The organism is Leisingera sp. ANG-M7, assembly GCF_000813965.1.
GTDB lineage: Bacteria > Pseudomonadota > Alphaproteobacteria > Rhodobacterales > Rhodobacteraceae > Leisingera.
The window spans coordinates 156,244-180,584 of sequence record NZ_JWLI01000013.1; the positions used below are offsets into that span (position 1 = coordinate 156,244).

Sequence of the window (24,341 nt, forward strand, 5' to 3'; positions counted from 1 at the left end):
GAAAGGCGCTGCCGCCGCGCCCAGCCGTTGCTGTCAGAGCAACCCGCGGCGGTGGTTTGCCGCGATGATCTCCAGCACGTCCTCGGTGTGGGTATAGGGCAGGCCGTGGCCGGCGCCGGGGACCTCCTCCTGGCGGACAGAGCGGGCGCGCTCGGCCAGGCGGCCGGCGGCGGTCTGCGGGATCACCGCGTCGTCCTGTCCCCAGATCGCCAGCGCGGGCACGCCTTTCTGGTGCAGGCCGCGCAGTTCCGCGGTGAAATCCTCGTTCAGGATGCCGCGCAGCGAGGCGAGCACGGCAGGGATGAAGCCGCGGTACTGCAATTCCTGCTGCTGCAGGTCGACGATGCCGGGCACCGAGGAAGGGAGATTGCGCTCAGCCTCGGTGCCGCGGAGGTGCAGGGACGGGTAGATCGCGTGCATCAGCCAGTCCCCGATCAGCGGAACATGGCGGATGATCTGCGTCACCCGGTCCGGGCTGCGCCCGAAACCGGCAGGTGCCAGCAGGATCATCTCGCGCAGGCGTTCGGGATGGGCCGCGGCAAAGGCGGTGGCGATGGCGCCGCCCATGGAATAGCCGATCAGCGTGATATCATCGCCGGCCTCCTGGTCCTCCAGCAGCTTCTCCAGCTGGCTGAGGAAGAAGGCGCGGTCCTGCGGGCCGGAGGGCCGGTCCGAGTAGCCGCGGCCGTAGAGATCGTAGGTCAGCACCCGGTAGCCCATCGCGCCCAGCCCCTTGGCAATGCCGTTCCACACGAAGGACGGCGTGGTAAGCCCGTGCACGCAAACTGCGACGGGACCGCGATGCGGGCCGGTCCAGCGGTAGTGGGTGCAGCCGCCGGGCAGCTGCGCCAGCGCGCCGGGGGCGGTCTGCCGGGCCTGGGCAGTCATCGGCTTACGCAGCCGCTCGCGCAGGAAAGGAGCCAGGGTGATGGCAAGGACGGCAAGGAGCAGCAGCCAGATCATGTTCGGGCCTTCCACTTTTGCAGGATGTGGTGGCTGGCCATCAGGTCGAGATGGGCGCCGCCGCCGTTCTTGAACAAGGTGATCTGCGACGGGTCATAGGCGGGGAACCGGCTGAGGCTGTAGAAGTCCGCCAGCACATCGCTGCGCTGGATGGTGCCTTCGGCCAGCGGGATCTTGAATTCGCCGATGTGGTCCAGCGTGGTGCCGAAGCTGTCGCAGTAGATCTGCGCGCGCTTCAGGGCAACGTCGTCGGCTTCGCGCATATCGGGGCGGTAGGCGCCGATCAGGTTGAGGTGCTGGCCGGCGCTGAGCCATTCGCCCTTGATCACCGGATCCGAGGACATGGTGCAGGTGACGATGATGCCAGCGGCACGCACCGCCGGTTCCAGATCGGGGGCGTGTTTGGTGCCGGGGTACTGGGCACAGAGTTCCTGCGCCTTGGGAGCGGTGCGGTTCCAGACACGGATCTGTGCCTGCGGGAAACCGGCCGAGAACGCCTCGATCAAGGAGCCGCCAACGCTGCCTGCGCCGACGATCAGCACTTCGCGGGCGTCCGGGTCGGCCAGCCGCAGCGCACCCAGCAGGCTGTCGCCCGCGGTTTTCCACTTGGTCACCAGGTGGAAATCCACCAGCGCCTCCAGCGTGCCGTCGGCGTCGGAATAGAGGCACACCGAGCCGTTGATCATCGGCTTGTCGGCCTCCGGATTGCCGGGGAAGACATTGGCGGTCTTTACCGCCAGCCCCATGCCGTCGATCCAGGCGGAGCGGCTGAGCAGCGTGTCGGATCCGCGGTAGAGGAAGGTGTCGCCGATCTCTGCCTTGGGCAGATCGTGGCTGGCGGCCAGCGCCGTGGCAAAGCTGACCCAGTCGAGCAGTGCCTCGCCCTCGTCAAAGCCTATGATCGGGATGGTCATGGACGCGTTATCCTCCTGTTGCGGGCCGTCTCAGGCGGCGTCTTGTCCGGTCAGCAGCCCGGCCTGGACCAGCCGCGCCGCGAACGGCGCGGGGGCGGTGAACAGATGGGTCTGCCAGCCGCGCGCATCGGCGGCCTCGATGTTTTCCGGGCGGTCGTCGGTGAACAGCAGCCGGTCCGGCGCCACCCCGGTTTCGCGTTCGAGAATTGCATAGATTTCCGGTTCCGGCTTGATGCATTTCAGATGCGCGGAGACAAATGTGCGGTCAAAGTCACGTAAGGCGGGGTAGGCGGCGCAGGCGATTTCGAAGGTTTCAGCGCCGAAGTTGCTGAGGGCGAAAACCGGCGTGCCCTTGGCCTGAAGCGCCTGCATCAGGCGGACGGAATGGGGAATTTCGCGCGGGACCATCTGCAGCCAGCAATCGTGCCACCAGCGGATTTCCTCGCGCCACTCCGGGTGCTGCTCTGCCAGCGCATAAACGCTGCCGCGGAAGGGGTGGCCGCGGTCGACGTTCAGGTTCATTCCGTGCAGCGGCACCTGGTCGAACAGCTGCTTGCGGCGGGCGGCGCCGATGCGGCTGTCGTAGAAGCGTTCCGGCTCCCACTCGATCAGCACGCGGCCAATGTCGAAGACGACGGCGTCAATGGGCATCGCGTTCATCCTTCTACGCGCGGGCGGGGCCGCGGGGCGGGGCGGTTACGGCGGGTCTCGCGCCAGACGGAGACCAGGCCCGAGGCAATGATCAGGGCGCTGCCGGACCAGACCTGCAGGTCGGGCCATTCGTTGAAGATCAGCACGCCCCAGAGGACCGACATCGGCATGGCGATGTACTCAAAGGGTGCCGCCAGCGCCGCCTCGTTCATGCGGTAGGCCTGGCTGACCAGATAGCCGCCGGCGGAGCCTGCGATGCCGACGCCGATCAGATAGGGCCAGTCCTGTGGCGCGGGCCAGATCCAGGCGCGCAGGATGAAGTCAAAGGCGGGGCTGTCGCCGGTGGCAAAACGCCCGTCCCCGAAGATCAGCCCGGCCAGCGCGCTGAGCAGCAGAAAGCCCAGCATCGGGTAGAAGGCGAGTGTCGCGCCGGCCTCGCTGCCGCCTGCGCGGCGGGTCAGCACATGCAGGGTGGCATAGCCGCAGGCGCCAAGGAGCGGCAGGATCGCGGCAGGCTGGAACGTGTCGGCACCGGGGCGCATGATGATCAGCACGCCCAGGAACCCGGCCACCACCGCGCCCCAGCGCCAGGGGCCGGGGCGTTCGCCCAGGAATAGCGCCGACAGGGTGGTGACGATGAGGGGCGTGGCAAAGGCGATGGCGACGGCTTCGGCCAGCGGCAGCAGGGTGAGGCCGGTGAAGAAGCAGATGTTGGCGAAGAACACCACCAGGCAGCGCAGCAGGTGCAGTTTTGGCTGGTGGGTGCGCAGCAGGTGATAGCCGCCCTCCAGCGGCATGATGATGGCGAGCATCACCGCAACCGCGATGACAGAGCGGAACAGCACCATTTCATAGAGCGGATAGTCGCCGGACAGGAATTTGAAGATCATGTCGATGACAGAGAAGGCAATGCCGGCACCGGCGGCGGCAAACAGGCCGGGTACGCTGACCTTCATCTCTGCGCTCATGCCGTTGCCCTCCCGTCTCCTGCCCTTGATCAGTGGCGGATTTGATCTGACCGGGCAATGGGCCGGGGCGGAAAAATGCAATTTTTCCGGGCAAAATTCCGGGCCGGAATTTTAGGCCGCGGAACGCTGGGGTTAGGTGATTGGGGAGGGGATGGATTTCCTGCTGAGAAGCGGTTCAGGTGCAGGCCTGCCCCTGAACGCGCCTGTTCGAGTGTGGGGCGGCCTGATCCCGCGTCAAGGCCACGCCGTGCTGAGGCACGGTCCGCTGGCGCGGAGCCTTGACCCGGGCGCAGGCCTGTGGGGTAATAAGCAGGCCGGAGCTACTGGCTTGACGGCGCTATGCCGCGAAGACTGACAAGCTGGAAATTTTAATCAGAGTATTGATATGGAAGCAGAAATCACAGCGCACGCCAATGGTGCTGCCTGGCAATTGCTGCCGCAAAGCGGGGTGGCCGGAATAGCGCTAGCAGTCTTGTTCCTCTATCTGTTTTTTAGGCACTTGATGTTTGTTCTTATGGTTGTGGATATCTTGCTGGGGTTTCTACGGCGGTTCAGCTGGTTTCCCAAAGAGGGCAGCCGACTGAAGGCTTTTGGGCATTGGGTGACTGCTTTGGTCTTGTTTGCCGGCTACCTGGTTGCCGCCATGCAATTTGGCTGGATCGAATTTGTGCCCGTTTAGAAGCGGAGCTATGAGCCTGCAAAATGGGCAGGCTTAGCGGCCCGCCTTGGCCGCGCGCAGTTCGCGCTCCAGCGCATCCAGAAACCGCGAGCGGTCGGCCTTGGTGAAGCCCTTTCCGCCGCCCTGCATGCCCAGCGGGTTGGCGGCGCGCAGGTCGGCCATCAGGTCGCGCATCGCGAGCTGCTGGCCGATGTTGGCCTGGGTGAACCGCTCGCCGTTGTGGCGCAGCACGCGGGCGCCGGCCTCGATGCATTTTGCAGCGAGCGGGATGTCGCCCGTCACCACCACATCGCCCGGCCCGCAGCGCTCTGCGATCCACATGTCGGCCACATCGGCGCCCTCGGCCACGATCACGGTTTCCACCAGCGGGTTCTGCGAAGGGCGCAGCCCGCCGTTGGACACCACGAACATGCGCAGACCGTGGCGGGTGGCGACCCGCTCGGCCTCCTGCTTCACAGGGCAGGCGTCGGCGTCGATGTAGAGGGCGGTCACTCTGCCGCCTTCTTCTCTGCCTCGGGGGCTTTTTCCGCCTTGGCCTCCGCTTTGGGTGCGGGTTTGGTCTTGCGGGCGGGTTTCTTCACCTTGAACTCTTCCGGGATCGGCATCCGGTTGAAGGCGTCGAGACCGGCGATCTTGTAGGCTTCGGCCAGGGTCGGGTAGTTGAAAGTGTTCTGCACGAAGTAGTCCACCGTGCCCTTGAGGTTCAACACCGCCTGGGCGATGTGAATGAGCTCCGTCGCGCCTTCGCCGACGATCTGCACGCCCAGCACCCGGCGGGTTTTCAGTGAGAACAGCATTTTCAGCATGCCGTGCTCCAGTCCCATGATATGGCCGCGGGAGGTTTCGCGGAAGCGGGCGACGCCGACCTCGTAAGGGATGCCGCGCTCTTTCAGCTCTTCCTCGGACATGCCGCAAGTGGACATCTCCGGCACCGAGTAGATGCCATAGGGGTACCAGGGGCTTTCCGGCAGGGTCGGGGTTTCCAGCGCGTGGCAGGCGGCAACGCGGCCCTGCTGCAGCGAGGTGGAGGCGAGCGACGGGTGGCCGATCACATCGCCCGCGGCATAGATATGCGGCACCTCGGTCTGGTAGGTCTTGCGGTCCACGCTGAGGCGGCCGCGGTGGTCGGTCTTGAGGCCAACAGCCTCAAGGTTCAGGGCGGAGGTGGCGCCCATCCGGCCGGCTGCAAAGAGCAGCATTTCAGAACGCACATGGCGGCCGTTTTCGAGGGTGACTTCGACATGCTCGCCTGCGTCCTCGATGCTTTCGACCGCGGAGCCGAGCCGCAGGTCTACGCCGTTTTCGCGGATCTGGTGGGTGAAGTCCTGGATCAGGGTCTTGTCGATGAAGTCGAGGAAGGTCTCGCGCGGTTCAATCAGAGTGACGCGCACGTCCAGGGCGGAGAACATGGTGGCGTATTCCACCCCGATCACACCGGCGCCGATCACGGTGAGGGAGCGCGGGATCTCGGCCATCTCCAGGAATTCGTCGCCGTCCACAACGGTCCTGCCGTTGAAGGGCACATATTCCGGGCGGTAGGTCTTGGTGCCGGTGGAGATCAGGAATTTCTCTGCCGTCAGCCGGGTGGTCTCGCCTGCTTCGGTGGCGACCTCGACCTCGTTCGGGCCGATGAATTTCGCCAGCCCCAGCAGGGTGTCCACATGGTTGCGGTTGAACTGGTGCTCCAGCACGTCGACCTCGTAGTCGAGGGTCATATGCAGGCGCGCCTTGAGGTCGTTGGCCTCGATCTGGTCTTTCACCCGGTAGGAGCGGCCGTAGAACGAGCGTTCGCGCCAGCCGGAGAGGTTCAGCACGGTTTCGCGCAGGGTCTTCGACGGGATGGTGCCGGTGTGCACCGACACGCCCCCCAGCCGGTCCTTGCGGTCGATCACCAGCACCCGGCGGTGCAGTTTGCCCGCCTGGATGGCGGCGGCGCGGCCCGAGGGGCCGGAGCCGATGATGATCAGGTCATAATCAAAGTCTTCACTCATGGCCGCGTCCTTTGGTCTTAGTTCTGGTACAGCGCGTCGGCGTGGAAGGAGACGTGCTCCTCCATGAAAGTCGACACGAAGAAATAGCTGTGGTCATAGCCCTGCTGCATCCGCAGGGTGGCCTGCTGGCGGCGTTCGGCGACGGCGTGGGCCAGCGCTTCGGGCTTCAGGAGGTCGATGAACTGGTCGGAGGTGCCGGTGTCGATCAGGACCGGGCCGTCAAAACCCTTTTCCCGCATCAGGAGGGTGGCGTCATGCTTGGCCCAGGCGGCTTCATCGTCGCCCAAGTAGGCGCTCAGCTGCTTGCGGCCCCAATCCGATGCGGTCGGGTTGGAGATCGGCGCAAAAGCGGAAACCGACTTGTAGCGGCCCGGCAGGTTCATCGCCAGTGTCAGTGCGCCGTGGCCGCCCATGGAGTGGCCGGTGATCGCCTGGCGGTCCAGGTCGATGGCGAAGTTCTCGCCCAAGAATGCGGGCAGTTCCTCGGCCACGTAGTCCCACATGCGGAAATGCGGCGCCCAGGGGTTTTGCGTGGCGTTCACGTAGAAGCCTGCGCCCTGGCCCAGGTCATAGGCGTCGTCATCGGCCACGCCCTCGCCGCGGGGCGAGGTGTCGGGGAAGACGATGGCGATGCCCTGCTCGGCGCACCACGCCTGGGCGCCCGCCTTGGTCATGGCGTTTTCATGGGTGCAGGTGAGGCCCGAGAGGTACCACAGCACCGGCACCGGACCGTCCTTGGCTTCCTCCGGCAGGAACAGGCCAAAGGTCATGTCGCCGCCGGTGGCGCTGCTGGCGTGTTTGTAGACGCCCTGGGTGCCGCCAAAGGCGCGGTTCTCGGAAACGGTTTCCATGGGTGAGGCTCCTCAAAATCTGTTAGCCCTATCGCTATCCGCAGTTGGCCTCAGGGTCCAGCGGATGGGCGGCAGCAATGCCGGTTTTTGCGGCACAAGGATTGCGAATTCGCAAACAATCGGGGGTTTCTCCGCCGGGAGGGTGCCGCATTTGCGCAAGGGAGTGCTGGACAGCCAGTGCGAAAACCGGGACAGTCCGCCGCCAAGGCAAGAGGGAGGCACAGTGCCAAGAGCGATTTTCTGAGACTGACACCGGAGGCCGCGGAGGCGGAGGTTGAGCGTCCGGCAGCGGAGAAGGTGCTTGCAGGCGATCCGGTCTTCACCACCTGGAACGCGGAGGAGCGGGACGGGCTTTACTGCGGCATCTGGCAGTCGACGCCGGGCAAGTGGTGGATTTCCTATGACGAGTGGGAATACTGCCGGATCCTGCAGGGGCGCTCGGTGATCACCAGCGATGACGGCAGTGAGTATGCGCTGGCTGCAGGCGACAGCTTCATCCTGCGGCCCGGTTTCAGCGGCACCTGGGAGGTGATTGAGACCACCTGCAAGGATTATGTGATCCGGCTCTGATCCGGAGGGTCAGGAGACCCAGGCGATCACGGCCGGCACGGTGACGATTGACACCACGGTGGAGATGAAGATGGCGGCGGAGGCCCGGTGCGGGGCCACGCCGTAGTGCTGCGCCAGCATGTAGACATTGCCCGCCACCGGCAGCGATGCAGCAGCGATGGCAACGGCGGCAGAGAACGGCGCCGCCGGGATCAGCCACAGCACGGCGACGGCGACGCAGGCTGGGTGCAGTACCAGCTTGGCAAAACTGAGCCAGCCGGAGATATGCACCCGTTCTGCCGATTTGGAGGCCAGCGAGGCGCCGATGGCAAAGAGCGCGCCGGGGGTGGCGGCACCGCCGAGGATGGTGAGGAAATCGTTTGCGGGTTCCGGGATCGGCAGCGCAGAGGCCGACCAGGCGAGGCCCGCAACGATGGACAGGATCATCGGGTTTTTCAGCAGGCCCAGCCCCACCAGTTTCAGGGTCGCCGGACCCAGGTTCGATCCTTGGCCCTGGCCGCGGCCTGCGTTGATCAGAATGACGATCAGCGAAGAAAACACCACCAGATCAACGCTGAGCACCACCATCATCGGCGCCACCGAGGCCGGGCCGAACAGGATCGCCATCATTGGCAGGCCCAGGAAACCGACATTGCCGATCGCCGCGCATTGCGCCTCCACCGCTGCGGTGGGCACGTCCAGACCGCGGGCCATGGCGACAGCTGTCACCAGCAAATAGACCGCCAGCGTGCCGGCCAGGTAGCCGAGGATCAGCGTGGGGTCGAAGACCTCGGCAAAGGACAGGTTGGCGGCAAAGCCGAAGATCATCGCCGACAGCGGGAAGTAGAAGACGAAACGGGTGAGGTAGGCGGTGGCTTCCTCGGTGAAAAACCGGCTGCGCCCGGCCCAGTAGCCAAGGCCGATGATTGCGAAGAAGGGCAGGGTGCGGAAGAAGATCTCGGCCATGAGGATTGGTAACAAGAGCTGACCAATTGGCAAAGGCTGTTTTTGGGCAGGTTTTGAACGGGCAGGGGTGTGCTCCCGCCCGTTCATGGGCAGTCTGGGGACTGCCCTTCACAGTTGGGCGTGGCCCTGTGCTGCGCACAGGGCAGGGGATTTCTGCTGAGAATTCCGGTTCAATGACATGCACCCGCAGCGCGCCAGCGCTGCCGGGCCCAACCGGGGAGGGCAGCCTTTGGCTGTTCCGGAGCGGGCGGGAGAGCCTGCGCTGCTGAACTCAGCCGCTGCCGATCAGCATGCCGGCACCCAGCACCAGCGCGCCGCCCAGCACCACCTGCAGGGTCGCGCGCCAGAACGGGGTTTCCATGAACTTGTTCTGGATCCAGGCGATGGCCCAGAGCTCAACAAAGACGATCAGCAGCGCCAGGGTGGTGGCGGTCCAGAAGTCCGGGATCAGGTAGGGCAAGGCGTGGCCGAGGCCGCCGACGGTGGTCATGATGCCGGAGGCCAGTCCGCGTTTGACGGGGGAGCCGCGGCCTGACAGTTCGCCATCATCCGAGGCCGCCTCTGTAAAGCCCATCGAGATCCCCGCCCCGACCGAGGCCGCCATGCCGACCAGGAAGGTGGTCCAGGTGTCCTGGGTGGCAAAGGCGGTGGCGAAGATCGGCGCCAGAGTGGAAACCGAGCCATCCATCAGCCCGGCCAGCCCCGGCTGCACCCAGGTCAGCACGAACTGGCGGTGGGCGGCGCGGTCCTCCTCTGCGCGGGTGCCGTCGTCCAGATGCGCCTCCTGCAGCTCACCGGCGCGGGCCTGGTGGCCGGCCTCGGCAGCGGCGAGGTCGCCCAGCAATTTGCGCGTCGCGGCGTCCTGGGTGCGGGCGGCGGCGGCGGTGTAAAACCGTTCGGCGTCGCGCTCCATCGCGCGGGCCTCATCGCGGATGCGGTCGAGGCTCAGGTTCTCCATCAGCCAGACCGGACGGCGGGCATAGTAGCCCGCCACATGCTCGCGCCGGATCAGCGGGATCGCCGGGCCGAACCGCGCCTCGTGCAGGGCAATGAGCTGGGCGCGGTGTCCGTCTTCCTCAGCCGCCATGCCGTCGAACATCGCGGCAGAGGCGGAATATTCGCTGCGCAGCCGCTCGCCGTAGCCGCGGTAGATGCGCGCATCGTCCTCCTCCGACGAGATCGCGAGGGCGAGGATTTCCTGTTCTGACAAGTCCTTGAAATGCTTGCGCTGAGTGAAAAACCGCATCTGCCGCCCCTCAATTTAGAATAATTCTAAATATAACGGTTCCGCGAGGGAGCACAAGATGATGCGGGTTCTGCTGTTGCAATGGGGCGGCGCAGGCTACATTAGGCCCAGACCCCCACGCAGCCAACGGAGCCCGCATGAACCAGCAAGCCAGCGTCCTGCGCACCGGCCGGAAATTCGATCAGGTCCTGGACGGCGCGCGCGAGGTGTTTCTGGCGGACGGGTTTGAGGGTGCGAGCGTCGACAAGATCGCCAAGGCGGCTGGCGTCTCCAAGGCGACGCTCTACAGCTATTTCCCCGACAAGCGGGTCTTATTCATGGAAGTGGTGCGCTCTGCCTGCGTGCAGCAGGCGGATGCATCGCTGGACCTGACGCCGGGCAGCTGCGGGCCGCGGGATGTGCTGCGGGCGGCGGCGGAGCGGGTGCACGGGGTGCTGCTGGGTGGCTTCAGCCTGCAGCTGTTCCGTATCTTCGTGGCAGAGGCCGACAGGTTCCCGGAGCTGGGGCCGATGTTTTATGAAAGCGGCCCGATGGTGCTGCATGGCGAGATCCGCGATTATATCGAGGCCGCGGCGGCGCGCGGCGAGCTGAAGATCGCGGATGCCGATCTGGCCGCGGCGCAGTTCATCGAGCTGTGCAAGGCCGATGTGTTCCTGCGGTTCCTGTTCAAGATCGACACTGAATTCTCTGAGGCTGAGCGTGAGCGGGTGATCAGCGGCGCGATTGATACTTTCATGGCGCGGTTCGGGGCCTGAGCCGGTCTTTCCCTGTTAGTGCGTGGTGAAGCTGTTGGGGGTCCTGCGGTAGGTCTCGTGGCAGCTGAGGCAGCCCTGCATCAGCCCGGGCAGAGTGCGGCGCAGGGCGGGCAGGGAGCGGGCGCTGAGGGCTCTGGCCGCAATTTCGGCTGATTTGGCCCGGGCTTCGAAATCATCCCAGGATGTCCAGATCTGCGGCCGGGCGTGGCTGCGCGGGTCCATCCTGTGTTTGCGGAACTGCTTGCGGATGCTGCTGGTGGATTTGATCAGCTGCCGCCGGGCAGCGCGCGCCTTGCCCTGATCGAAGACGGCGCGCCCGGCCATCATGGCGGTGAGCACATCCATTGCGGCCTTTTGCGTGGCCATCAGGGTGATGCGGCGGGTCACATGCTTGCTGGCCCCGTCACGGGCAGTGACCGGGGCAGAAGGCGCGGCGGCAATGGCGGCGAGGAGCGCAAGGCAGGCAAGCGGTTTGAGCAGGCGCAGGGTCATGGTGCGGCTCCGGGCCGGATTGACCGAATCGAATAATTGGAACAAAATAGGAACACCTGCACTGAAACTCCTGTAACCTGCCGTCTGCCGGCCCCTGCTGCGTGATCTGCCCATGCCCCATCGCCGCATCCTTTCGCTGTGGTTTCCGCGCCTTGGCGCCGAACGCATTCTGCGGGCGGAGCGCGGCGGCATTGCCGGGCCGCTGGCCGTTGCCGAGGAAGTGTCCAACACCCAGGTTATTTCCGCGTTAAACCTTGCCGCCTCGGCAGAGGGGCTGCAGGCCGGCCAGCCGTTGCGCGATGCCCATGCGATGTGCGCGGGCCTGGTGGTGCGGCCGCGCAACCGCGCGGCGGAGGCGGCGTTTCTGGCGGCGCTGAGGCGCTGGGCGGGCAAGTTCAGCCCCTGGGTGGCGGAGGCCGGGGAGGATGGGCTGACCATCGACCTCACCGGTTGCGCGCATCTGTTCGGCAGCGAGGCGGCGCTGATGGAGACGGTGGGGCAGGACTGTGCAGAGATGGGCCTGAGCGTGCGGATGGGGCTGGCGGACACCCTGGGCGCGGCCTGGGCGCTGGCGCGCTACGCAGGCGAGGAGGCGGCGCCGGAGCGGTCGGGCGACGCCATCGACCAGGAAGCGCGCGCGACCCGTGCGCGGGCGCAGAAGCGCCAGAGCGTCAAGCGGCGCCACTGGACCCGGGGCGGCGCGGCGCCGCAGCTGCAGGCGGTGGTTCCGCAGCTGGGGCGGATTGCCGAAGCCGGCCAGGCCTATGGCGCGCTCGCCCCCCTGCCGGTGGCGGCCTTGCGGCTGGACAGCGCCATGGTGGCGCAGCTGAACCGGCTGGGGCTGCGGCGGATCGGCGACCTGCTGGGCCAGCCGCGGGCCAGCCTGGCGCGCCGGTTCGGGCAGGGGCTGGTGCTGCGGCTGGACCAGGCGATGGGCAGCGCGCCGGAGCCGGTCTCGCCCGCGCGCAGCCCGGACCATTTTGCGGTGCGGCTGACTCTGCCGGAGCCGATCGGGCTGATGGAGGATCTGCTGGCGGGCATTGACCGGATGCTGCCGCGGCTCTGTGCCCGGCTGGAGGCGCGCGGCAAGGGCGCCCGCGTGCTGCGGCTGGAGGCGCACCGCTGCGATCAGGAAATGGAGGCGGTGACCCTGGGCCTGGCCCGTGCCAGCCGCGATCCGGCCCGCATCCGGCCGCTCTTGGAGATGAAGCTGGAGCAGATCGATGCGGGCTACGGTATCGACATGCTGCGGCTGGAGGTCCTGCAGGCCGAAGCCATTCACGCCCGCACCCCGGCGGGCCATCTGCAGGCAAGTGCCGCGGCGCGGGCGCGGCAGGAGGACGGCACGGCGCTGGAGGATCTGATCGGCCGGCTGGGCGCGCGGCTGGGGATGGAGGCCATCACCCGCTATCACCCGGCGGAGAGTCATATCCCGGAGAAAACCTTCACCGTGCAGGCGGCGGCCTGGTCAGAGCCTGCCGCCGGCGACTGGCCGCGGCCGCCGCGCCCGCGGCCGCTGCTGTTGTGGCGGCCTGAACTGGTCCACGCGCCGGATGTGCCGCAGGTGCCGGAGCAGTTCCGCTGGCGCGGCCGTGACTGGGCGCTGGCAGAGGCGGAGGGTCCGGAGCGGATCGCACCCGAGTGGTGGCTGGAAGACCCGGAATGGCGCAGCGGGGTGCGCGATTACTGGGTGGTGGTGACGGGCTGCGGCACGCGGCTGTGGCTGTTCTTTGCCCATGGCGGGGCGCTGTCGCCGGGCTGGTTCTGCCACGGCTCGTTTGCGTGACCGGGCACGCGGACAGTTCGGCGCAGGGCGAAGGGTTTTGCTTGGGTGTCCCGGCGCAAACCGCATAGGGTAGAGGCATGATCACACCGCGTTTCGACATTCTGGGCCAGGCCATCAGCGACGCCAGCCGCACGCAGATGCTGTGCGAGCTGATGGAAGGGCGCGCCTATACCAACAAGGAGCTGGCGGCGGCAGCGGGGGTGACGCCGCAAACCGCCTCGGCGCATTTGCGCCTGCTGCAGGACGCAGGGCTGGTGGTGGCGGAAAAACGCGGCCGCTGCGTCTATCACCGGCTGGCAGGCGCCGAGGTGGCCCATGCGCTGGAGCAGCTGGCGGCAATTGCGCCAGCAGACAGCCTGCACCGCGCCCAGCAGCGCAAAGCGGGCGGGCTGGCGCAACTGCGCAGCTGTTACGACCACCTGGCCGGGCCGCTGGCAGTGGCGATGACCCGCGCCTTTCTGGACCGCGGCATGCTGGTCGAGGAGCAGGGCGCCTTTCGCGCAGTGCCCGCCGGGGAATGGCTGAAACTGGGGGTGGTGCTGCCGGACAAGATAGGCCGCCAGCCCTTTGCCCGGCCCTGCCTGGACTGGACAGAACGCAAGCTGCATGTGGCCGGACCGATGGGGCGGCAGATCCTGGAGCACGCCTTGGACAGCGGTTGGGTCAAACGGCACCGGCACAAGCGCGGGCTGCTGCTGACCGCACCCGGAAGGGTGGCGCTGGAGCAGATCCTGGGGGTGCAGTGCGGCGCGCTGGCGGCGGCCTGAGCGGGGAGAAAGCCGGGTAAAACAGGGTGTTTGAACCTGTGCGCATCCTGCACCACACAAAAATTCGAAGGGGATAAACCTTGATTTGCCGCAGGAATGGGGCAACCTTTAACTTATGAGCTTTGATCAGGTGCAGCCTTTTCCCGGATCTCCCATACCTCAGCAAGTCGCCTTTGACCGCCGGGAACTGTCGGTCATTATGACGCTCTACGGCCGTATGGTTGCAGCAGGGGAATGGCGTGATTACGGGATTTCCTCCTTGCGTGATCTGGCAGTTTTCTCCGTTTTCCGGCGCACGGCAGAGCATCCGCTCTACCGGATCGAAAAACGCCCCAAGCTGCGGCAGCGGCAGGGGCAGTATTCGGTTGTCGGCATGGACGGGCATATCCTGAAGCGCGGGGCGGATCTGAAGACCGTGCTGAGGGTGCTGGAGCGCAAGCTGATCCGCTCCGTGGAGTAGCCGCAAGTTTTGCGGCGGAGCGGGAACCGGAAAATCCGAATTTTCCGGCCAAAATTCTTCGTAAGACTTTTGCCGCCAATGACGGCGGACGCGGATTACGCCAGCCGTTTGTGCGCCGTGACCGGGCCGTCGCCCTGCGCTTGGATACGCTCAATTGCTGCGGTGATAGGTTCAATCGTCACTGCCATATCGTGGGCATTGGCGTGGATCAGGGTCTGGGCATCCCGCACCATGGCAACATGTCCCTTCCAGAACAGGAGATCGCCGCGCTGGTAGTTTCCGGCGGGGGCGTCTTCTCCAAGCTCCGTCTCCTGCATGTCGCTGTCGCCGGGGCAGGCAGTGCCGCAGGCCAGAAGCGCCGCCTGCACCAGGCCGGAGCAGTCGATGCCAAGGCGGCTGTTGCCGCCCCATAGGTACGGCGTGCCGAGGAACAGCTCTGCCACTGCCACCGGATCCTCCGCATGGGCGCCCAAGGGGGACAGGTGGCAGGCCGGTATGAAGCCGAGGTTGGTCTCCGCGAACCGGCCCTTGCCGCCAAGAACCTGCACCCGGCTGCCATGGCTGAGCGCACGGGTTTCCGGTGATTTGAAATCATCTGCGGAATAGGCGTGGGTGGCGGGGGCGCTGATCCAATGCGTGGCCTCGAAGGGTGCGGCCAGGGCGGCGCTGGGGACATAGCCCACGTAAGAGTCCTTGGCCGCCTGCACAAAGGCCCAGCCGCCCTGGTCCTCGTAGACCGTGACCGGCTCGCCGTAGACCAGCTGGCGGTCGCGGTCACCGCCCGGCGTTCGCAAGAGGTCCGCGACGGGGACGCCAATGCGGGCGGCGGTGCCTTCTACCCGCATCAGCCCTTCGGGCGCGTCCGTCAGATGGGCGGCGGCGATGCGGTTGTTCACCGGGGTGCGGCGGCGGTCAGCCATGGGATCAGAGCTCCAGCATTTCCGGCAGTGCGGCAAACAGCGCGCGGGCGCCTTGCAGGGCGCCGCCCTTGGGTCGGGCGGGGGCCGCGCTGGGGGTCCAGCCGTAGATGTCGAAATGCATGTAGCGGGTGTCCCCGGCAAAGCGGCGCAGGAACAGCGCTGCGGTGATCGAGCCTGCGAACCCGCCCGAGGGTGCATTGTCCAGATCGGCAATGCCCGGTTCGATCATGCTCTCGTAAGGTTCGTGGAAGGGCATCCGCCAGACCGGGTCGGCGGTGCGCGCTGCGCTGACGGCCAGGGCGGCGGCGTCGCCCTCGTGACCGGTATAGAAAGGCGACAGGTCCGGGCCGACGGCAACGCGCGCCGCGCCGGTGAGAGTGGCCATGGAGACCAGCAGGTCCGGCGCATCCTCAGCCGCCAATGCCAGCGCGTCGGCCAGCACCAGCCGGCCCTCGGCGTCGGTGTTGTTGTTTTCGACCGTCAGCCCCTTGCGCGACATCAGCACATCGCCGGGACGGAAGGCGGAGCCGGAGACGGCATTTTCAACCGTGGGAATCAGCACCCTGAGCTGCAGGTTCAGTCCGGCATCCATGATCATGCGGGCGAGGCCCAGCACGTTGGCAGCGCCGCCCATGTCCTTTTTCATCAGCGCCATGCTGTTTCCGGGCTTCAAGTTCAGCCCGCCGGTGTCAAAGCAGACGCCCTTGCCCACCAGGGTCAGCTTGGGGCCGGAGCTGCCCCAGCGCAGGTCGATGAGCCGCGGCGCGCGGGGGGAGGCGCGGCCGACGGTGTGGATCAGCGGAAAGTTCTGTTCCAGCAGGTCCTCGCCCAGGATAACGGAGGCCTCGGCACCGAACTCCTGCGCCAGGGCTTCGGCTGCGGCCTGAAGTTCCGCCGGGCCCATGTCGGAGGCGGGCGTGTTGATCAGGTCGCGGGTCAGGCACTCGGCGGCGGCCAGTGATTCAACCGCGGCGGCATCCACGCCTTCGGGCGCCTGCAGCGCGGCGGTTTCGCCTGTGGCATCCTTGTAGCGGTCGAAGCGGTAGGCGGTCAGCAGCCAGCCAAGGGCCTCGCTGGCGGCGTTTTCCGCGGGCAGGCCGGAGGCGATGCGGTAGGTGCCTGCAGGCAGTTTCTGCGCCGCTTCGGCCAGCACGAAGCGGCGGCGCGCACGCTGGGCAGCGCTGCCGTAGCCCGCCAGGGCCATTTCAATCCGGCCCTCGGCATCCGGCACCGTCAGCGCCTGGCCGCAGGCGCCGGTGAAGCCCTGCACCGATGCCCAGGCCTGAACGCGCTGCGGCTGGCCTGAAAGCCAGCTGTTCAATTCATCGCTTGCAATAACATGCACAGGGCAGGCGTCAGGGCCGGGTTCGGCAAAGACTGGCGGCATCGAAAAAACTCCGGTTGCAATCACTTCTGATGCGCCAGAGTAGCCGCCGCGGCGCGGCCTGCAAGCCCTGCGGGCTGCACAAATGTCAGATCGTCATGTCCTGCTGATCCCAGACCGCCGTCAGCGAGCGTTCGCCCACCCGCATCAGCCGGAACAGGATGGCGGCCACGGCCGGCGCGTCCTCGGCATCGATTGCGACGGTCACGTCCCTGGCAATGTTTGCCAGCGCGGTCATTCCGATCTGTTCGGCCATGGCAATCAGCGACCGGGCGCTCTTGCGCAGGTTCATCATATCGTTCTGCCGCCACAGACGCTCGCAATGCGTCAGGCGCACCGCCATTTCCTCAATCGCGCGGCACACGACGTCCTCAGCACCGGCTTCGCCGAGCTGTTCGTAGAGTTCGGAAAGTTTGTCAGGATCCAAGCGCACAGTCTCGGAGTGCATCACTGTCAGTATATTGGCCACCACATTCACCCAATTCTTTGTACCCCCACGGCACGTCTGCCAATTTGGAAGCCATAAGTTTTCAAAAGGTTTCCGCGGGCGGATCAAATCCCTCGAATTTTGAGACAATGCAGGCTAATACGGCCGGCAACGCGAAACGAACCGAGGATTCGACAATGGAATTTGCCAAGCCTCTCCCCAGTTATCTGGTGACCCGTTATCACGGCTGGAAGGCCACTTCATACGAGGAGAACCAGGGCTGGTACCGCCGCCTGGCAACCGAAGGCCAGCGGCCGCGGGCGATGGTGATCTCCTGCTGCGACAGCCGGGTGCATGTGACCTCGATCTTCGGTGCGGACCAGGGCGAGTTCTTCATTCACCGCAATATCGCCAACCTGGTGCCGCCGTTTGCGCCTGATGGCGACCACCACGGCACCTCGGCGGCAGTGGAGTATGCGGTCACCGCGCTGAAAGTCTCGCATCTGATCGTGCTGGGCCATTCGCAGTGCGGCGGCGTGCAGGGCTGCATCGACATGTGCAAGGGCCACGCGCCGCAGCTGGAAGAGAAGACCAGCTTTGTCGGGCGCTGGATGGACATCCTGAAACCCAAGTTCAGCGGCGTCGAGGATATCCAGGATCCGGTCGAGCAGGCGCGCCAGTTTGAGCGCCAGGCGGTTGTCGCCTCGCTGGAGAACCTGATGACCTTCCCGTTCATCGAATCGGCGGTGAAGGCGGGCGAGCTGAGCCTGCACGGGCTGTGGACCGACATCGGCGAGGGCGGGCTGGAATGCTATGACCCCAAGGCGGGCACTTTCGCCCCGGTCTGACGTCAGGCCGTTTTCTTGCCGGACCCGAATGCAGCCGCCAGATTGGCGGCTGCTTGCGTATAGCCCCCCGCGGCGCCGTCGACAAAGTGGATGTGATCGTCCTGCACCGGCGAAGGCACGATGCAGGTGACCATGGCGGCGTCCTGTTCGTGCAGGCCGAAGCGGACGAGGCCTGCATCGGCCGCCTGTTGCAGATGCTGGCGGATGCGGCGGCTGATCCCGGGCGTGCAGTCCAGCGTCATCTTGAGCCCGTCGTCGAATTTGCGGAAATCGGAATGCGCCCGCAGCATTGACAGGTAATGCACCGGGTCGAAGGCCCCTGCGGGCCGTTTGCTGATCAGCAGCAGCGCGGCAAAGGCGCAATGGCCCAGCAGGTAGAGCTGCCGCAAAAACAAGGGCAGCCGGCCGCGGGAGGCCTTGGCTTCAAGCGTCAGCCCGGCAGGCGGAAACTGCAGCCGCGGGCCGGCTTCGGGAACCGGGTGGCCGCTGTCTTCAAGCTCTGCCGCCAGATCCAGCACTTCGGCGGCGAAGCGGGCAAAATCCTGCGGGCTGGCGCCGGGGGCAGGCTGGGCCACCACCGACAGAATGATGCCGTGGCGGGCGGGCGTGTTGCTCCAGCGGCAGGAAAGGCCTGCGAGGTCGGGCGGGTTTGCCTGCGGGTCAGGGGCCACCGCAAAGGCGCCAGCCTTCATCTGCGCCTCCGCCCAGGCCAGGCCGCCGCCGTTGAACATGGCGAAATCGGCGTGGTCCGACACCGCGTAGCGGGCAACCTGCACCTCCAGCCCCTTGGCCCGGATCGCAGAGACAGGCAGGACCGCAGCGCGCAGGGAGATGCCGTATTCATCCTCCGTCCAGCTGCGCAAGGCACCCAGCACGCGCTGCGCCGTGGCCTGATGGCGGGGCGGCACCGCAAAGGAGGCGCCGTCGCCGCCGAAGACATAGGGAAACGCCTCGCCGCCGAGCGCGTTGCGCATGGCGGCGATCACCGCGGCGCCGATCATGTTCACGGTCTTGTAGCGGCCCGCCTTCACCAGCCCGGTGGAATTCACGATATCGGTGCAGCAGAGCAGCCAGCCGCCAGGCAGCGGTGCAAAGACCGACGGGTCGGAGAGAACACTGAATTCGCGGACCCTGGGGAGGCTGGCATAGAACGAATCCGTTGTCATGTCTTTCAGCTCCCTGACGCGCTCCCGCGGCCTGCCGTCTCCTTCTAAACAAATTGTGCGGCGGCGCCAAACATGCAAGCTGTGCGCTAGTAACAATAATGCAGGGAGGGCAGAACATGCAGGCAGGGTTGATCTTATTGTGCCTGGCATATGTGCTGAGCCAGTTCTTCCGCGCCTTTCTGGCGGTTCTTTCCGGGGTGCTGGGGCAGGATATCGGCGCGGCACCGGATGATCTGGCCTTTGCCTCCAGCCTTTGGTTTCTGTCCTTTGCCGCCATGCAGCTGCCGGTGGGCTGGGCGCTGGACCACGTAGGCCCCCGCAAGACGGCGTCTCTGCTGCTGCTCTTGGGCGGCGGCGGCGGTGCGGCGCTGTTTGCGGCGGCCACTGTTCCCTGGCACGTGGGCGCGGCGATGTTCCTGATCGGTATCGGCTGCTCGCCGGTTCTGATGGCGTCCTACTACATCTTTGCACGCCAGTATTCGCCCGCGCGCTTTGCGACGCTGGCGGCGGTAATGCTGGGGGTCGGGTCCGCGGGCAATCTGGTGGCGTCTTATCCGACGGCGCTGGCGGTGGATCTGTTCGGCTGGCGCGGCACACTGGCCGGGCTGGCGGCTGTTTCCGTTGCGGTGGCGGCGGGGATTTTCCTGACCGTGAGCGATCCGGACAAGCCGGAAGGGGAACACAAGGGATCGGTGCTGGACCTGCTGAAGATGCCGGTGATGTGGGCAATCTTTCCATTGATGCTGGTGGCCTATGCGCCGTCCGGCGCGCTCAGGGGGCTGTGGATCGGGCCTTACCTGAGTGATGTTTACGGGCTCAGCACCCAGGCCGTCGGGCTGGCGACCCTGGTTATGGGCGCCGCGATGATTGCGGGCACGTTTGCCTACGGGCCGCTGGACCGGGTGCTGGGGACCCGCAAATGGCTGATCCTGGGCGGTAACCTGCTGGGGTGCGTGAGCTTGGGCGGCCTGATCCTGGCCACCGGCGCGCCGGTCTGGATGCCGGTTGCGATGATGGCCGCCGTTGGCTTCTTCGGCGCATCCTTCCCGGTGATCATGGCACATGGCCGTGCCTTTGTGCCGCCGCATCTGGCCGGGCGGGGGGTGACGCTGCTCAATCTCTTTGGCATCGGCGGGGTGGGAATCATGCAGTTTGCCACCGGCCGCATCCACGCGGAAATGGCCGGTACGGACCTTTCCTTACCCTACATTGGCATTTTCAGCTTCTTTTTGGTGCTTCTGGGGCTCGGCTGCGCAATTTATCTGTTCAGCCGCGACAGCATGGACTGATCTGGGACTTTAAACTTGGCCGCGGAACCATTATCACTCCCGCGCCGGCCATGGGGCCGGGCAATACTGGAGAAACAGACAAATGGGTTACCGCATCGTCGTCGTTGGCGCCACTGGCAACGTGGGCCGCGAAATGCTGAACATCCTGGCCGAGCGCCAGTTTCCTGTGGATGAGATCGCTGCGCTGGCAAGCCGCCGGTCTCTCGGCACTGAAGTCAGCTTTGGCGATAAGACACTCACTACCAAGGATCTGGACACCTTTGATTTCACCGGCTGGGACATGGCGCTGTTTGCCGTGGGTTCCGAGGCGACCAAAGTGTACGCCCCCAAGGCTGCAGCCGCGGGCTGTGTGGTGATCGATAACTCCTCGCTCTACCGCTATGACCCGGAGATCCCGCTGATCGTGCCGGAGTGCAACCCGGAAGCGATTCACGGCTATAAGAACAAGAACATCATCGCCAACCCCAACTGCTCCACCGCGCAGATGGTGGTGGCGCTGAAGCCGCTGCACGACCGTGCGAAGATCAAGCGCGTTGTTGTCTCGACCTATCAGTCGGTGTCCGGTGCGGGCAAAGACGGCATGGATGAGCTGTGGGAGCAGACCAAGGCGGTTTACAACCCCACCACCGATGTGCCGCCGAACAAGTTCCAGAAGCAGATCGCCTTCAACGTGATTCCGCAGATCGATGTCTTCATGGAAGACGGCTCGACCAAGGAAGAGTGGAAGATGGTTGTGGAGACCAAGAAGATCGTCGACCCGTCGATCAAGGTCACCGCGACCTGCGTCCGCGTGCCGGTTTTCGTCGGCCACTCCGAGGCCGTGAACATCGAGTTCGAGGAGTTCCTGGACGAGGACGAGGCCCGCGACATCCTGCGCGAGGCGCCGGGCATCATGGTGATCGACAAACGTGAACCGGGCGGCTACGTCTCGCCGGTGGAATGCGCGGGCGATTTTGCGACCTTCATCAGCCGCATCCGCCAGGACTCGACCATCGAGAACGGCCTGAACCTGTGGTGTGTCAGCGACAACCTGCGCAAGGGCGCGGCGCTGAACGCAGTGCAGATCGCCGAACTGCTGGGCCGAGAGGTCCTGAAGAAGGGCTGAGGCATATATCCATTTGGGGAGGGGGCCGCTTCGAAAGAGGCGGCCCCTTTTGCTTTTGCGCCCCTGCCGGAGGGCGGCGGCCGGGCCTACTCTGATCCTGAACAGAGATGTGAAGGAGGACAGGCCATGCTGGCGCACAAGGAATTCCCCGCAGTTTTCGTGAACCGGAACGCTGCCCCGGCGCAGACCGCCTGGGCCAGCGCGCGCATCCACAAGCGGCTGGATTCGGAGATGGCGGCGCAGCTGCGGATGCTGCTGGCGGGGATCTTCCAGACCGCCCCCAGCTGGCTGGAGCTGCGCAAGGGGCTGAAGCAACACGGGTTTTACCTGCGGCGGAAAGGGCTGCGCCTGCTGCTCTGCGATATGCACAGCCATGTGGAGATCTGCTCTTGCCGGTTTCTGGGGTTTCCTGCGGCGGCGTTGGAGCAGCGTTTGGGCAGTCTTCTGCCGCGGGCCTGAGGCAGGCAACGGCCGGGCTGGCCGGACCTCACTCGCGGGGATAGCATGGCATCAGGCGGGACCACCGCCGTGATTTTTGATTGAGAGATGCCAATGCGATTTTCCTTGATGGCTTTTGCCTTTTCTTCAATTGCCGCGGCGGCGGCTGCGGACACCATCCCCGTCAGCAGCACGGTGTCGGAAGTGACGCTGTATCCCGGTCTGGCGGAAGTCACCCGCAGCGCGGCGCTGACGCTGCCGCAAGGCCGCCACCGGCTGATTCTGCAGAACGTGCCCAGAACGGCTGCGCTGGAGACGCTGCAGGTGGAGATCGCCGGCGCCCGCCGCGTTGCGACTCTGCTGCGCGAGAATTACGTGCCGCCGCGTGAGGCCGATGACCCGGAGGTGGAGGCCGCAGAAGCGCGGGTGCGCGAGGTTGAGGCGCGGATTGCTGCGGTGCGGGATGAGGCCGCGCGGGCACGGTCCGGAGTGCGGGCGGCAGAGGCCTCAATCGGGTTCCTGCAGCAACTAGGTGCAAACGAGGGGCTGGCGGAGGCGGACGCCGCGGCCCTCAGCGCAATTGCCCGGATGATCTCTGCGGAGGCGGCGGGCGCCAGTCAGGCAGCAGTAGCGGCAGAGGCTGAGGCGCGCCGGATCGAGTTGCAGATGCAGGACTTGGAAGAAGAGCTGGCAGAAGCGCAAGCGGCACTGGCGGCGATCACGCTCGAGGATGACGACCGGCTGTACATCGCGGTGGATATCGAGGCAGAGCAGGCGGGTGAGGGCGCCGTCAAGGTGAGCTACTATACCGCGGGCGCGGGAAATATCGGCTGGCAGCCGTCTTATGAGATGCACTTGAATACCGTGACGGAGCAGCAGGTGATCCTGAAGCGGGCGGTGGTGCTGGTGCAGGATACCGGCGAGAACTGGCAGGATGTGGCGCTGACACTGTCGACAGCGGTGCCAGGTGATCAGGGCAGCCCGTCGGTGCTGCACCCTTGGCTGCGCCGGATCGAGGAGCCGCAGCCGCCGCGGGCGCTGAAGTCCATGGGGCAGGATGTGGCGGAAATGTCTGCGCTGGCAGAGCCGGTGCTGGAAGCGCCCATTGTTGAGGAATACAGAAGTCCCGGCTGGGGTGCGGATCTGGGCGGTGCCGCGGCGACTTACCGGTTCGGGTTGCCGGTCTCGATTGCCTCCGGCGCCGATCTGCTGCGGCTGGAAATGGATAGCCTGACGGCGGAGGCAAAAGTGCAGGCGGTGGCGGTGCCGTCGCGGGATGAGACCGCCTATAGGGTGGCGACCTTCACCAACAGCTTCGGCGAGCAGCTTCTGGCCTCGGATGAGGTGCCGCGGTTTGTTGATGGCAAGCTGGTCACTGTGGAGCATTTCGCCGGGCTGGCGCCAGGGGCAGAGATGGACGCAGGGTTCGGCCCCATCGAAGGCCTGCAGCTGCGCCGCGATGTGCTGGGGCAGAGCGAAGGGGAGCAAGGGCTGATTTCGCGCAGCAACGCCCAGGTGCAGAAGGTGGAGATCACGGTGGAGAACCTGACTGCGCAGGATTGGAACGTGCGGGTTCTGGACCAGGTGCCTTATTCCCAGCAGGACGATCTGGAAATCGAGTGGAGTGCAAAACCCCAGCCCGCAGTGGAAAACGTTGAGAAAAAGCGCGGCATTCTGGCCTGGGATCTGGAGCTGGCGGCAGGAGAGAGCGAGACCATTCAACTGGAGACAACGCTCAGCTGGCCCGAGGGCATGGTTCTGCGCTGACGCCGGTTTGGTGTCAGGCAGCAGGCGGGAGGCTCCCGCCCGTCGTCAGGTATTGAAAATACCTTCCTCCCGTTGGGCGTGGCACCGCGCAAGGCGCGGTGCCACGCCCAAGGCCGCTGCCGTTGTTCTGGCTTTGCCAGGACAGCGGGCGGGCGCGGGAGTGCTTCCTTTACGGGTTGCCCCTGAGTCTAGTCTGCCTTCCACTTAGCGGCCAGGTCGCGGGCATTCCTGGCCAGCACCATAACGTCGATGCCAACTGCCAGGAACTGCGCGCCCATATCGGCGTAGGCCTGGGTGGCTTCATCCGTGGTGCCGAGGATGCCGGGGGCGAGGCCTGCCGCCTTGATGCGGGTGATGGCATCTGCAATGGCTGCGCGCACTTCCGGATGGGCGGAGTTGCCCTGGTGGCCCATGTCTGTCGACAGATCCGCCGGGCCTATGAAGACGCCGTCGATGCCCTCCACCTGCAGGATTTCGTCCAGCGCGGCCATGCCGGCGCGGTTTTCCACCTGCACCAGCAGGCAGACCTCCTGATCGGCGGTCTGGATATACTCGGAGACCGTGCCGAACATGGTGGCGCGGGCCGCCGTAGCGCCGACGCCGCGCACGCCCTTGGGCGGGTAGTGGCAGGCGCGGACCAGCTCGCGGGCCTGATCGGCGCTTTCCACAATCGGCACCAGCACCGTTTGGGCGCCCGCATCCAGCACCTGCTTGATCATCCAGGTTTCCCCTACTGGCACCCGCACCACCGGGTGGCTGGGTGAGGCCGCCAGCGCGATCAGCTGGTCGCGGATCGAGCGGATATCGTTGGGCGCGTGCTCGCCGTCGATTACCAGCCAGTCGAAACCGCAGGTGCCCATGATCTCGGCGATCTGGCCGTCGGCAAAGCTCATCCAGCAGCCGATCTGGCGTTTGCCCTGTGTTAGAGCCTGTTTGAAGGGGTTCTTGGGCGCGGGCAT

The 24,341-nt window shown here is 65.8% G+C and carries 26 protein-coding genes; 11 read left to right on the forward strand and 15 right to left on the reverse strand.

What is annotated here, in order from left to right; genetic code table 11:
- Positions 1-33: 33 nt before the first annotated feature.
- Genes RA26_RS16230 through RA26_RS16245 form a run of 4 tightly spaced genes read right to left on the reverse strand, consistent with a single transcriptional unit; the run spans position 34 to position 3,496 of the window.
- Entirely contained in the window at positions 34-963 is a 930-nt protein-coding gene (locus tag RA26_RS16230) for an alpha/beta fold hydrolase (protein WP_039185342.1), read from the reverse strand.
- On the reverse strand, positions 960-1,877 hold the full coding sequence (locus RA26_RS16235; protein WP_039185344.1) for an ornithine cyclodeaminase family protein: 918 nt from the start codon (positions 1,875-1,877) through the stop codon (positions 960-962). Before RA26_RS16235 ends, RA26_RS16230 begins: the two co-directional genes overlap by 4 nt.
- Positions 1,878-1,907: 30 nt before the next feature.
- Positions 1,908-2,528, reverse strand: coding sequence for an HAD family hydrolase (locus RA26_RS16240; RefSeq protein ID WP_039185346.1), 621 nt, complete (start codon positions 2,526-2,528; stop codon positions 1,908-1,910).
- Positions 2,529-2,533: 5 nt separating this feature from the next.
- Complete coding sequence (locus RA26_RS16245) at positions 2,534-3,496, reverse strand: DMT family transporter (protein ID WP_039185348.1); 963 nt, start codon at positions 3,494-3,496, stop codon at positions 2,534-2,536.
- 385 nt (positions 3,497-3,881) lie between these two features.
- On the opposite strand from RA26_RS16245, the gene RA26_RS16250 reads away from it, so the two are divergent.
- Positions 3,882-4,175 carry a hypothetical protein gene (locus RA26_RS16250; protein WP_039185350.1) on the forward strand — a complete coding sequence of 98 codons (294 nt, stop codon included), beginning with the start codon at positions 3,882-3,884 and terminating at the stop codon, positions 4,173-4,175.
- 33 nt (positions 4,176-4,208) lie between these two features.
- Here the strand turns inward: RA26_RS16250 and RA26_RS16255 are convergent, their stop codons facing one another.
- Genes RA26_RS16255 through fghA form a run of 3 tightly spaced genes read right to left on the reverse strand, consistent with a single transcriptional unit; the run spans position 4,209 to position 7,017 of the window.
- Positions 4,209-4,667 carry a YaiI/YqxD family protein gene (locus RA26_RS16255; protein ID WP_039185352.1) on the reverse strand — a complete coding sequence of 153 codons (459 nt, stop codon included), beginning with the start codon at positions 4,665-4,667 and terminating at the stop codon, positions 4,209-4,211.
- Positions 4,664-6,166, reverse strand: coding sequence for a Si-specific NAD(P)(+) transhydrogenase (sthA, locus tag RA26_RS16260; protein ID WP_039185355.1), 1,503 nt, complete (start codon positions 6,164-6,166; stop codon positions 4,664-4,666). The genes RA26_RS16255 and sthA overlap by 4 nt, the downstream gene beginning before the upstream one ends.
- A 17-nt stretch (positions 6,167-6,183) precedes the next feature.
- Complete coding sequence (fghA, locus tag RA26_RS16265) at positions 6,184-7,017, reverse strand: S-formylglutathione hydrolase (RefSeq protein ID WP_039185358.1); 834 nt, start codon at positions 7,015-7,017, stop codon at positions 6,184-6,186.
- A gap of 177 nt (positions 7,018-7,194) precedes the next feature.
- On the opposite strand from fghA, the gene RA26_RS16270 reads away from it, so the two are divergent.
- The gene (locus RA26_RS16270) at positions 7,195-7,587 is read left to right on the forward strand and encodes a cupin domain-containing protein (protein WP_446720180.1); all 393 of its coding nucleotides are present in this window, start codon (positions 7,195-7,197) and stop codon (positions 7,585-7,587) included.
- A gap of 9 nt (positions 7,588-7,596) precedes the next feature.
- Here the strand turns inward: RA26_RS16270 and RA26_RS16275 are convergent, their stop codons facing one another.
- The gene (locus RA26_RS16275) at positions 7,597-8,532 is read right to left on the reverse strand and encodes an AEC family transporter (RefSeq protein WP_039185360.1); all 936 of its coding nucleotides are present in this window, start codon (positions 8,530-8,532) and stop codon (positions 7,597-7,599) included.
- A 271-nt stretch (positions 8,533-8,803) separates the two neighbouring features.
- Positions 8,804-9,778, reverse strand: coding sequence for an iron exporter MbfA (mbfA, locus tag RA26_RS16280; RefSeq protein WP_039185362.1), 975 nt, complete (start codon positions 9,776-9,778; stop codon positions 8,804-8,806).
- Between the two features lie 137 nt (positions 9,779-9,915).
- Here mbfA and RA26_RS16285 point away from each other — a divergent pair, with 137 nt between their 5' ends.
- Positions 9,916-10,533: a TetR/AcrR family transcriptional regulator gene (locus tag RA26_RS16285; RefSeq protein WP_039185363.1), complete on the forward strand. Its 618-nt coding sequence runs from the start codon at positions 9,916-9,918 to the stop codon at positions 10,531-10,533.
- Between the two features lie 15 nt (positions 10,534-10,548).
- Here the strand turns inward: RA26_RS16285 and RA26_RS16290 are convergent, their stop codons facing one another.
- The gene (locus RA26_RS16290; protein WP_241482667.1) at positions 10,549-11,025 is read right to left on the reverse strand and encodes a c-type cytochrome; all 477 of its coding nucleotides are present in this window, start codon (positions 11,023-11,025) and stop codon (positions 10,549-10,551) included.
- Between the two features lie 112 nt (positions 11,026-11,137).
- Here RA26_RS16290 and RA26_RS16295 point away from each other — a divergent pair, with 112 nt between their 5' ends.
- The 3 genes from RA26_RS16295 to RA26_RS16305 all read left to right on the forward strand — a co-directional run bounded on the left by RA26_RS16295 (position 11,138) and on the right by RA26_RS16305 (position 14,038).
- Complete coding sequence (locus tag RA26_RS16295) at positions 11,138-12,811, forward strand: Y-family DNA polymerase (RefSeq protein WP_039185366.1); 1,674 nt, start codon at positions 11,138-11,140, stop codon at positions 12,809-12,811.
- Between the two features lie 77 nt (positions 12,812-12,888).
- Positions 12,889-13,578: an ArsR/SmtB family transcription factor gene (locus tag RA26_RS16300; RefSeq protein ID WP_039185368.1), complete on the forward strand. Its 690-nt coding sequence runs from the start codon at positions 12,889-12,891 to the stop codon at positions 13,576-13,578.
- Between the two features lie 115 nt (positions 13,579-13,693).
- Positions 13,694-14,038 (forward strand): DUF2794 domain-containing protein, encoded by a 345-nt coding sequence (locus RA26_RS16305; RefSeq protein WP_039185371.1) that lies wholly within the window; start codon positions 13,694-13,696, stop codon positions 14,036-14,038.
- Positions 14,039-14,133: 95 nt separating this feature from the next.
- Here the strand turns inward: RA26_RS16305 and RA26_RS16310 are convergent, their stop codons facing one another.
- The 3 genes from RA26_RS16310 to RA26_RS16320 all read right to left on the reverse strand — a co-directional run bounded on the left by RA26_RS16310 (position 14,134) and on the right by RA26_RS16320 (position 16,790).
- Positions 14,134-14,958: a C40 family peptidase gene (locus RA26_RS16310; RefSeq protein WP_039185373.1), complete on the reverse strand. Its 825-nt coding sequence runs from the start codon at positions 14,956-14,958 to the stop codon at positions 14,134-14,136.
- A 4-nt stretch (positions 14,959-14,962) separates the two neighbouring features.
- Positions 14,963-16,345 (reverse strand): leucyl aminopeptidase family protein, encoded by a 1,383-nt coding sequence (locus RA26_RS16315; RefSeq protein WP_039185375.1) that lies wholly within the window; start codon positions 16,343-16,345, stop codon positions 14,963-14,965.
- Positions 16,346-16,430: 85 nt separating this feature from the next.
- On the reverse strand, positions 16,431-16,790 hold the full coding sequence (locus RA26_RS16320; RefSeq protein ID WP_052272455.1) for a hypothetical protein: 360 nt from the start codon (positions 16,788-16,790) through the stop codon (positions 16,431-16,433).
- A 176-nt stretch (positions 16,791-16,966) separates the two neighbouring features.
- Between RA26_RS16320 and RA26_RS16325 the strand changes: the two genes are divergently transcribed.
- Positions 16,967-17,617 (forward strand): carbonic anhydrase, encoded by a 651-nt coding sequence (locus tag RA26_RS16325; RefSeq protein WP_039185460.1) that lies wholly within the window; start codon positions 16,967-16,969, stop codon positions 17,615-17,617.
- A 2-nt stretch (positions 17,618-17,619) separates the two neighbouring features.
- On the opposite strand, the gene RA26_RS16330 is transcribed toward RA26_RS16325, so the two are convergent.
- On the reverse strand, positions 17,620-18,783 hold the full coding sequence (locus tag RA26_RS16330; RefSeq protein ID WP_039185377.1) for a DUF3095 domain-containing protein: 1,164 nt from the start codon (positions 18,781-18,783) through the stop codon (positions 17,620-17,622).
- A 116-nt stretch (positions 18,784-18,899) separates the two neighbouring features.
- On the opposite strand from RA26_RS16330, the gene RA26_RS16335 reads away from it, so the two are divergent.
- The 4 genes from RA26_RS16335 (at position 18,900) to RA26_RS16350 (ending at position 23,382) form a co-directional block, all read left to right on the forward strand.
- Positions 18,900-20,072, forward strand: a complete 1,173-nt coding sequence (locus RA26_RS16335; protein WP_039185379.1) for an MFS transporter — start codon at positions 18,900-18,902, stop codon at positions 20,070-20,072.
- An 82-nt stretch (positions 20,073-20,154) separates the two neighbouring features.
- The gene (locus tag RA26_RS16340) at positions 20,155-21,177 is read left to right on the forward strand and encodes an aspartate-semialdehyde dehydrogenase (RefSeq protein WP_039185381.1); all 1,023 of its coding nucleotides are present in this window, start codon (positions 20,155-20,157) and stop codon (positions 21,175-21,177) included.
- Positions 21,178-21,303: 126 nt separating this feature from the next.
- A complete protein-coding gene (locus RA26_RS16345; RefSeq protein WP_052272454.1) occupies positions 21,304-21,636 on the forward strand; it encodes a hypothetical protein in 333 nt (110 codons plus the stop codon).
- Positions 21,637-21,729: 93 nt separating this feature from the next.
- On the forward strand, positions 21,730-23,382 hold the full coding sequence (locus RA26_RS16350; protein WP_039185383.1) for a DUF4139 domain-containing protein: 1,653 nt from the start codon (positions 21,730-21,732) through the stop codon (positions 23,380-23,382).
- A 188-nt stretch (positions 23,383-23,570) separates the two neighbouring features.
- On the opposite strand, the gene RA26_RS16355 is transcribed toward RA26_RS16350, so the two are convergent.
- A complete protein-coding gene (locus RA26_RS16355; RefSeq protein WP_039185384.1) occupies positions 23,571-24,341 on the reverse strand; it encodes an aldolase/citrate lyase family protein in 771 nt (256 codons plus the stop codon).

Coding starts and splice junctions, on each gene's coding strand:
- RA26_RS16230 (WP_039185342.1), bottom strand. CDS start 963: ATGATCTGGCTGCTGCTCCTTGCCGTCCTTGCCATCACCCTGGCTCCT.
- RA26_RS16235 (WP_039185344.1), bottom strand. CDS start 1,877: ATGACCATCCCGATCATAGGCTTTGACGAGGGCGAGGCACTGCTCGAC.
- RA26_RS16240 (WP_039185346.1), bottom strand. CDS start 2,528: ATGCCCATTGACGCCGTCGTCTTCGACATTGGCCGCGTGCTGATCGAG.
- RA26_RS16245 (WP_039185348.1), bottom strand. CDS start 3,496: ATGAGCGCAGAGATGAAGGTCAGCGTACCCGGCCTGTTTGCCGCCGCC.
- RA26_RS16250 (WP_039185350.1), top strand. CDS start 3,882: ATGGAAGCAGAAATCACAGCGCACGCCAATGGTGCTGCCTGGCAATTG.
- sthA (WP_039185355.1), bottom strand. CDS start 6,166: ATGAGTGAAGACTTTGATTATGACCTGATCATCATCGGCTCCGGCCCC.
- fghA (WP_039185358.1), bottom strand. CDS start 7,017: ATGGAAACCGTTTCCGAGAACCGCGCCTTTGGCGGCACCCAGGGCGTC.
- RA26_RS16275 (WP_039185360.1), bottom strand. CDS start 8,532: ATGGCCGAGATCTTCTTCCGCACCCTGCCCTTCTTCGCAATCATCGGC.
- mbfA (WP_039185362.1), bottom strand. CDS start 9,778: ATGCGGTTTTTCACTCAGCGCAAGCATTTCAAGGACTTGTCAGAACAG.
- RA26_RS16285 (WP_039185363.1), top strand. CDS start 9,916: ATGAACCAGCAAGCCAGCGTCCTGCGCACCGGCCGGAAATTCGATCAG.
- RA26_RS16290 (WP_241482667.1), bottom strand. CDS start 11,025: ATGACCCTGCGCCTGCTCAAACCGCTTGCCTGCCTTGCGCTCCTCGCC.
- RA26_RS16295 (WP_039185366.1), top strand. CDS start 11,138: ATGCCCCATCGCCGCATCCTTTCGCTGTGGTTTCCGCGCCTTGGCGCC.
- RA26_RS16300 (WP_039185368.1), top strand. CDS start 12,889: ATGATCACACCGCGTTTCGACATTCTGGGCCAGGCCATCAGCGACGCC.
- RA26_RS16305 (WP_039185371.1), top strand. CDS start 13,694: ATGAGCTTTGATCAGGTGCAGCCTTTTCCCGGATCTCCCATACCTCAG.
- RA26_RS16310 (WP_039185373.1), bottom strand. CDS start 14,958: ATGGCTGACCGCCGCCGCACCCCGGTGAACAACCGCATCGCCGCCGCC.
- RA26_RS16315 (WP_039185375.1), bottom strand. CDS start 16,345: ATGCCGCCAGTCTTTGCCGAACCCGGCCCTGACGCCTGCCCTGTGCAT.
- RA26_RS16320 (WP_052272455.1), bottom strand. CDS start 16,790: ATGCACTCCGAGACTGTGCGCTTGGATCCTGACAAACTTTCCGAACTC.
- RA26_RS16325 (WP_039185460.1), top strand. CDS start 16,967: ATGGAATTTGCCAAGCCTCTCCCCAGTTATCTGGTGACCCGTTATCAC.
- RA26_RS16330 (WP_039185377.1), bottom strand. CDS start 18,783: ATGACAACGGATTCGTTCTATGCCAGCCTCCCCAGGGTCCGCGAATTC.
- RA26_RS16335 (WP_039185379.1), top strand. CDS start 18,900: ATGCAGGCAGGGTTGATCTTATTGTGCCTGGCATATGTGCTGAGCCAG.
- RA26_RS16340 (WP_039185381.1), top strand. CDS start 20,155: ATGGGTTACCGCATCGTCGTCGTTGGCGCCACTGGCAACGTGGGCCGC.
- RA26_RS16345 (WP_052272454.1), top strand. CDS start 21,304: ATGCTGGCGCACAAGGAATTCCCCGCAGTTTTCGTGAACCGGAACGCT.
- RA26_RS16350 (WP_039185383.1), top strand. CDS start 21,730: ATGCGATTTTCCTTGATGGCTTTTGCCTTTTCTTCAATTGCCGCGGCG.
- RA26_RS16355 (WP_039185384.1), bottom strand. CDS start 24,341: ATGCCCGCGCCCAAGAACCCCTTCAAACAGGCTCTAACACAGGGCAAA.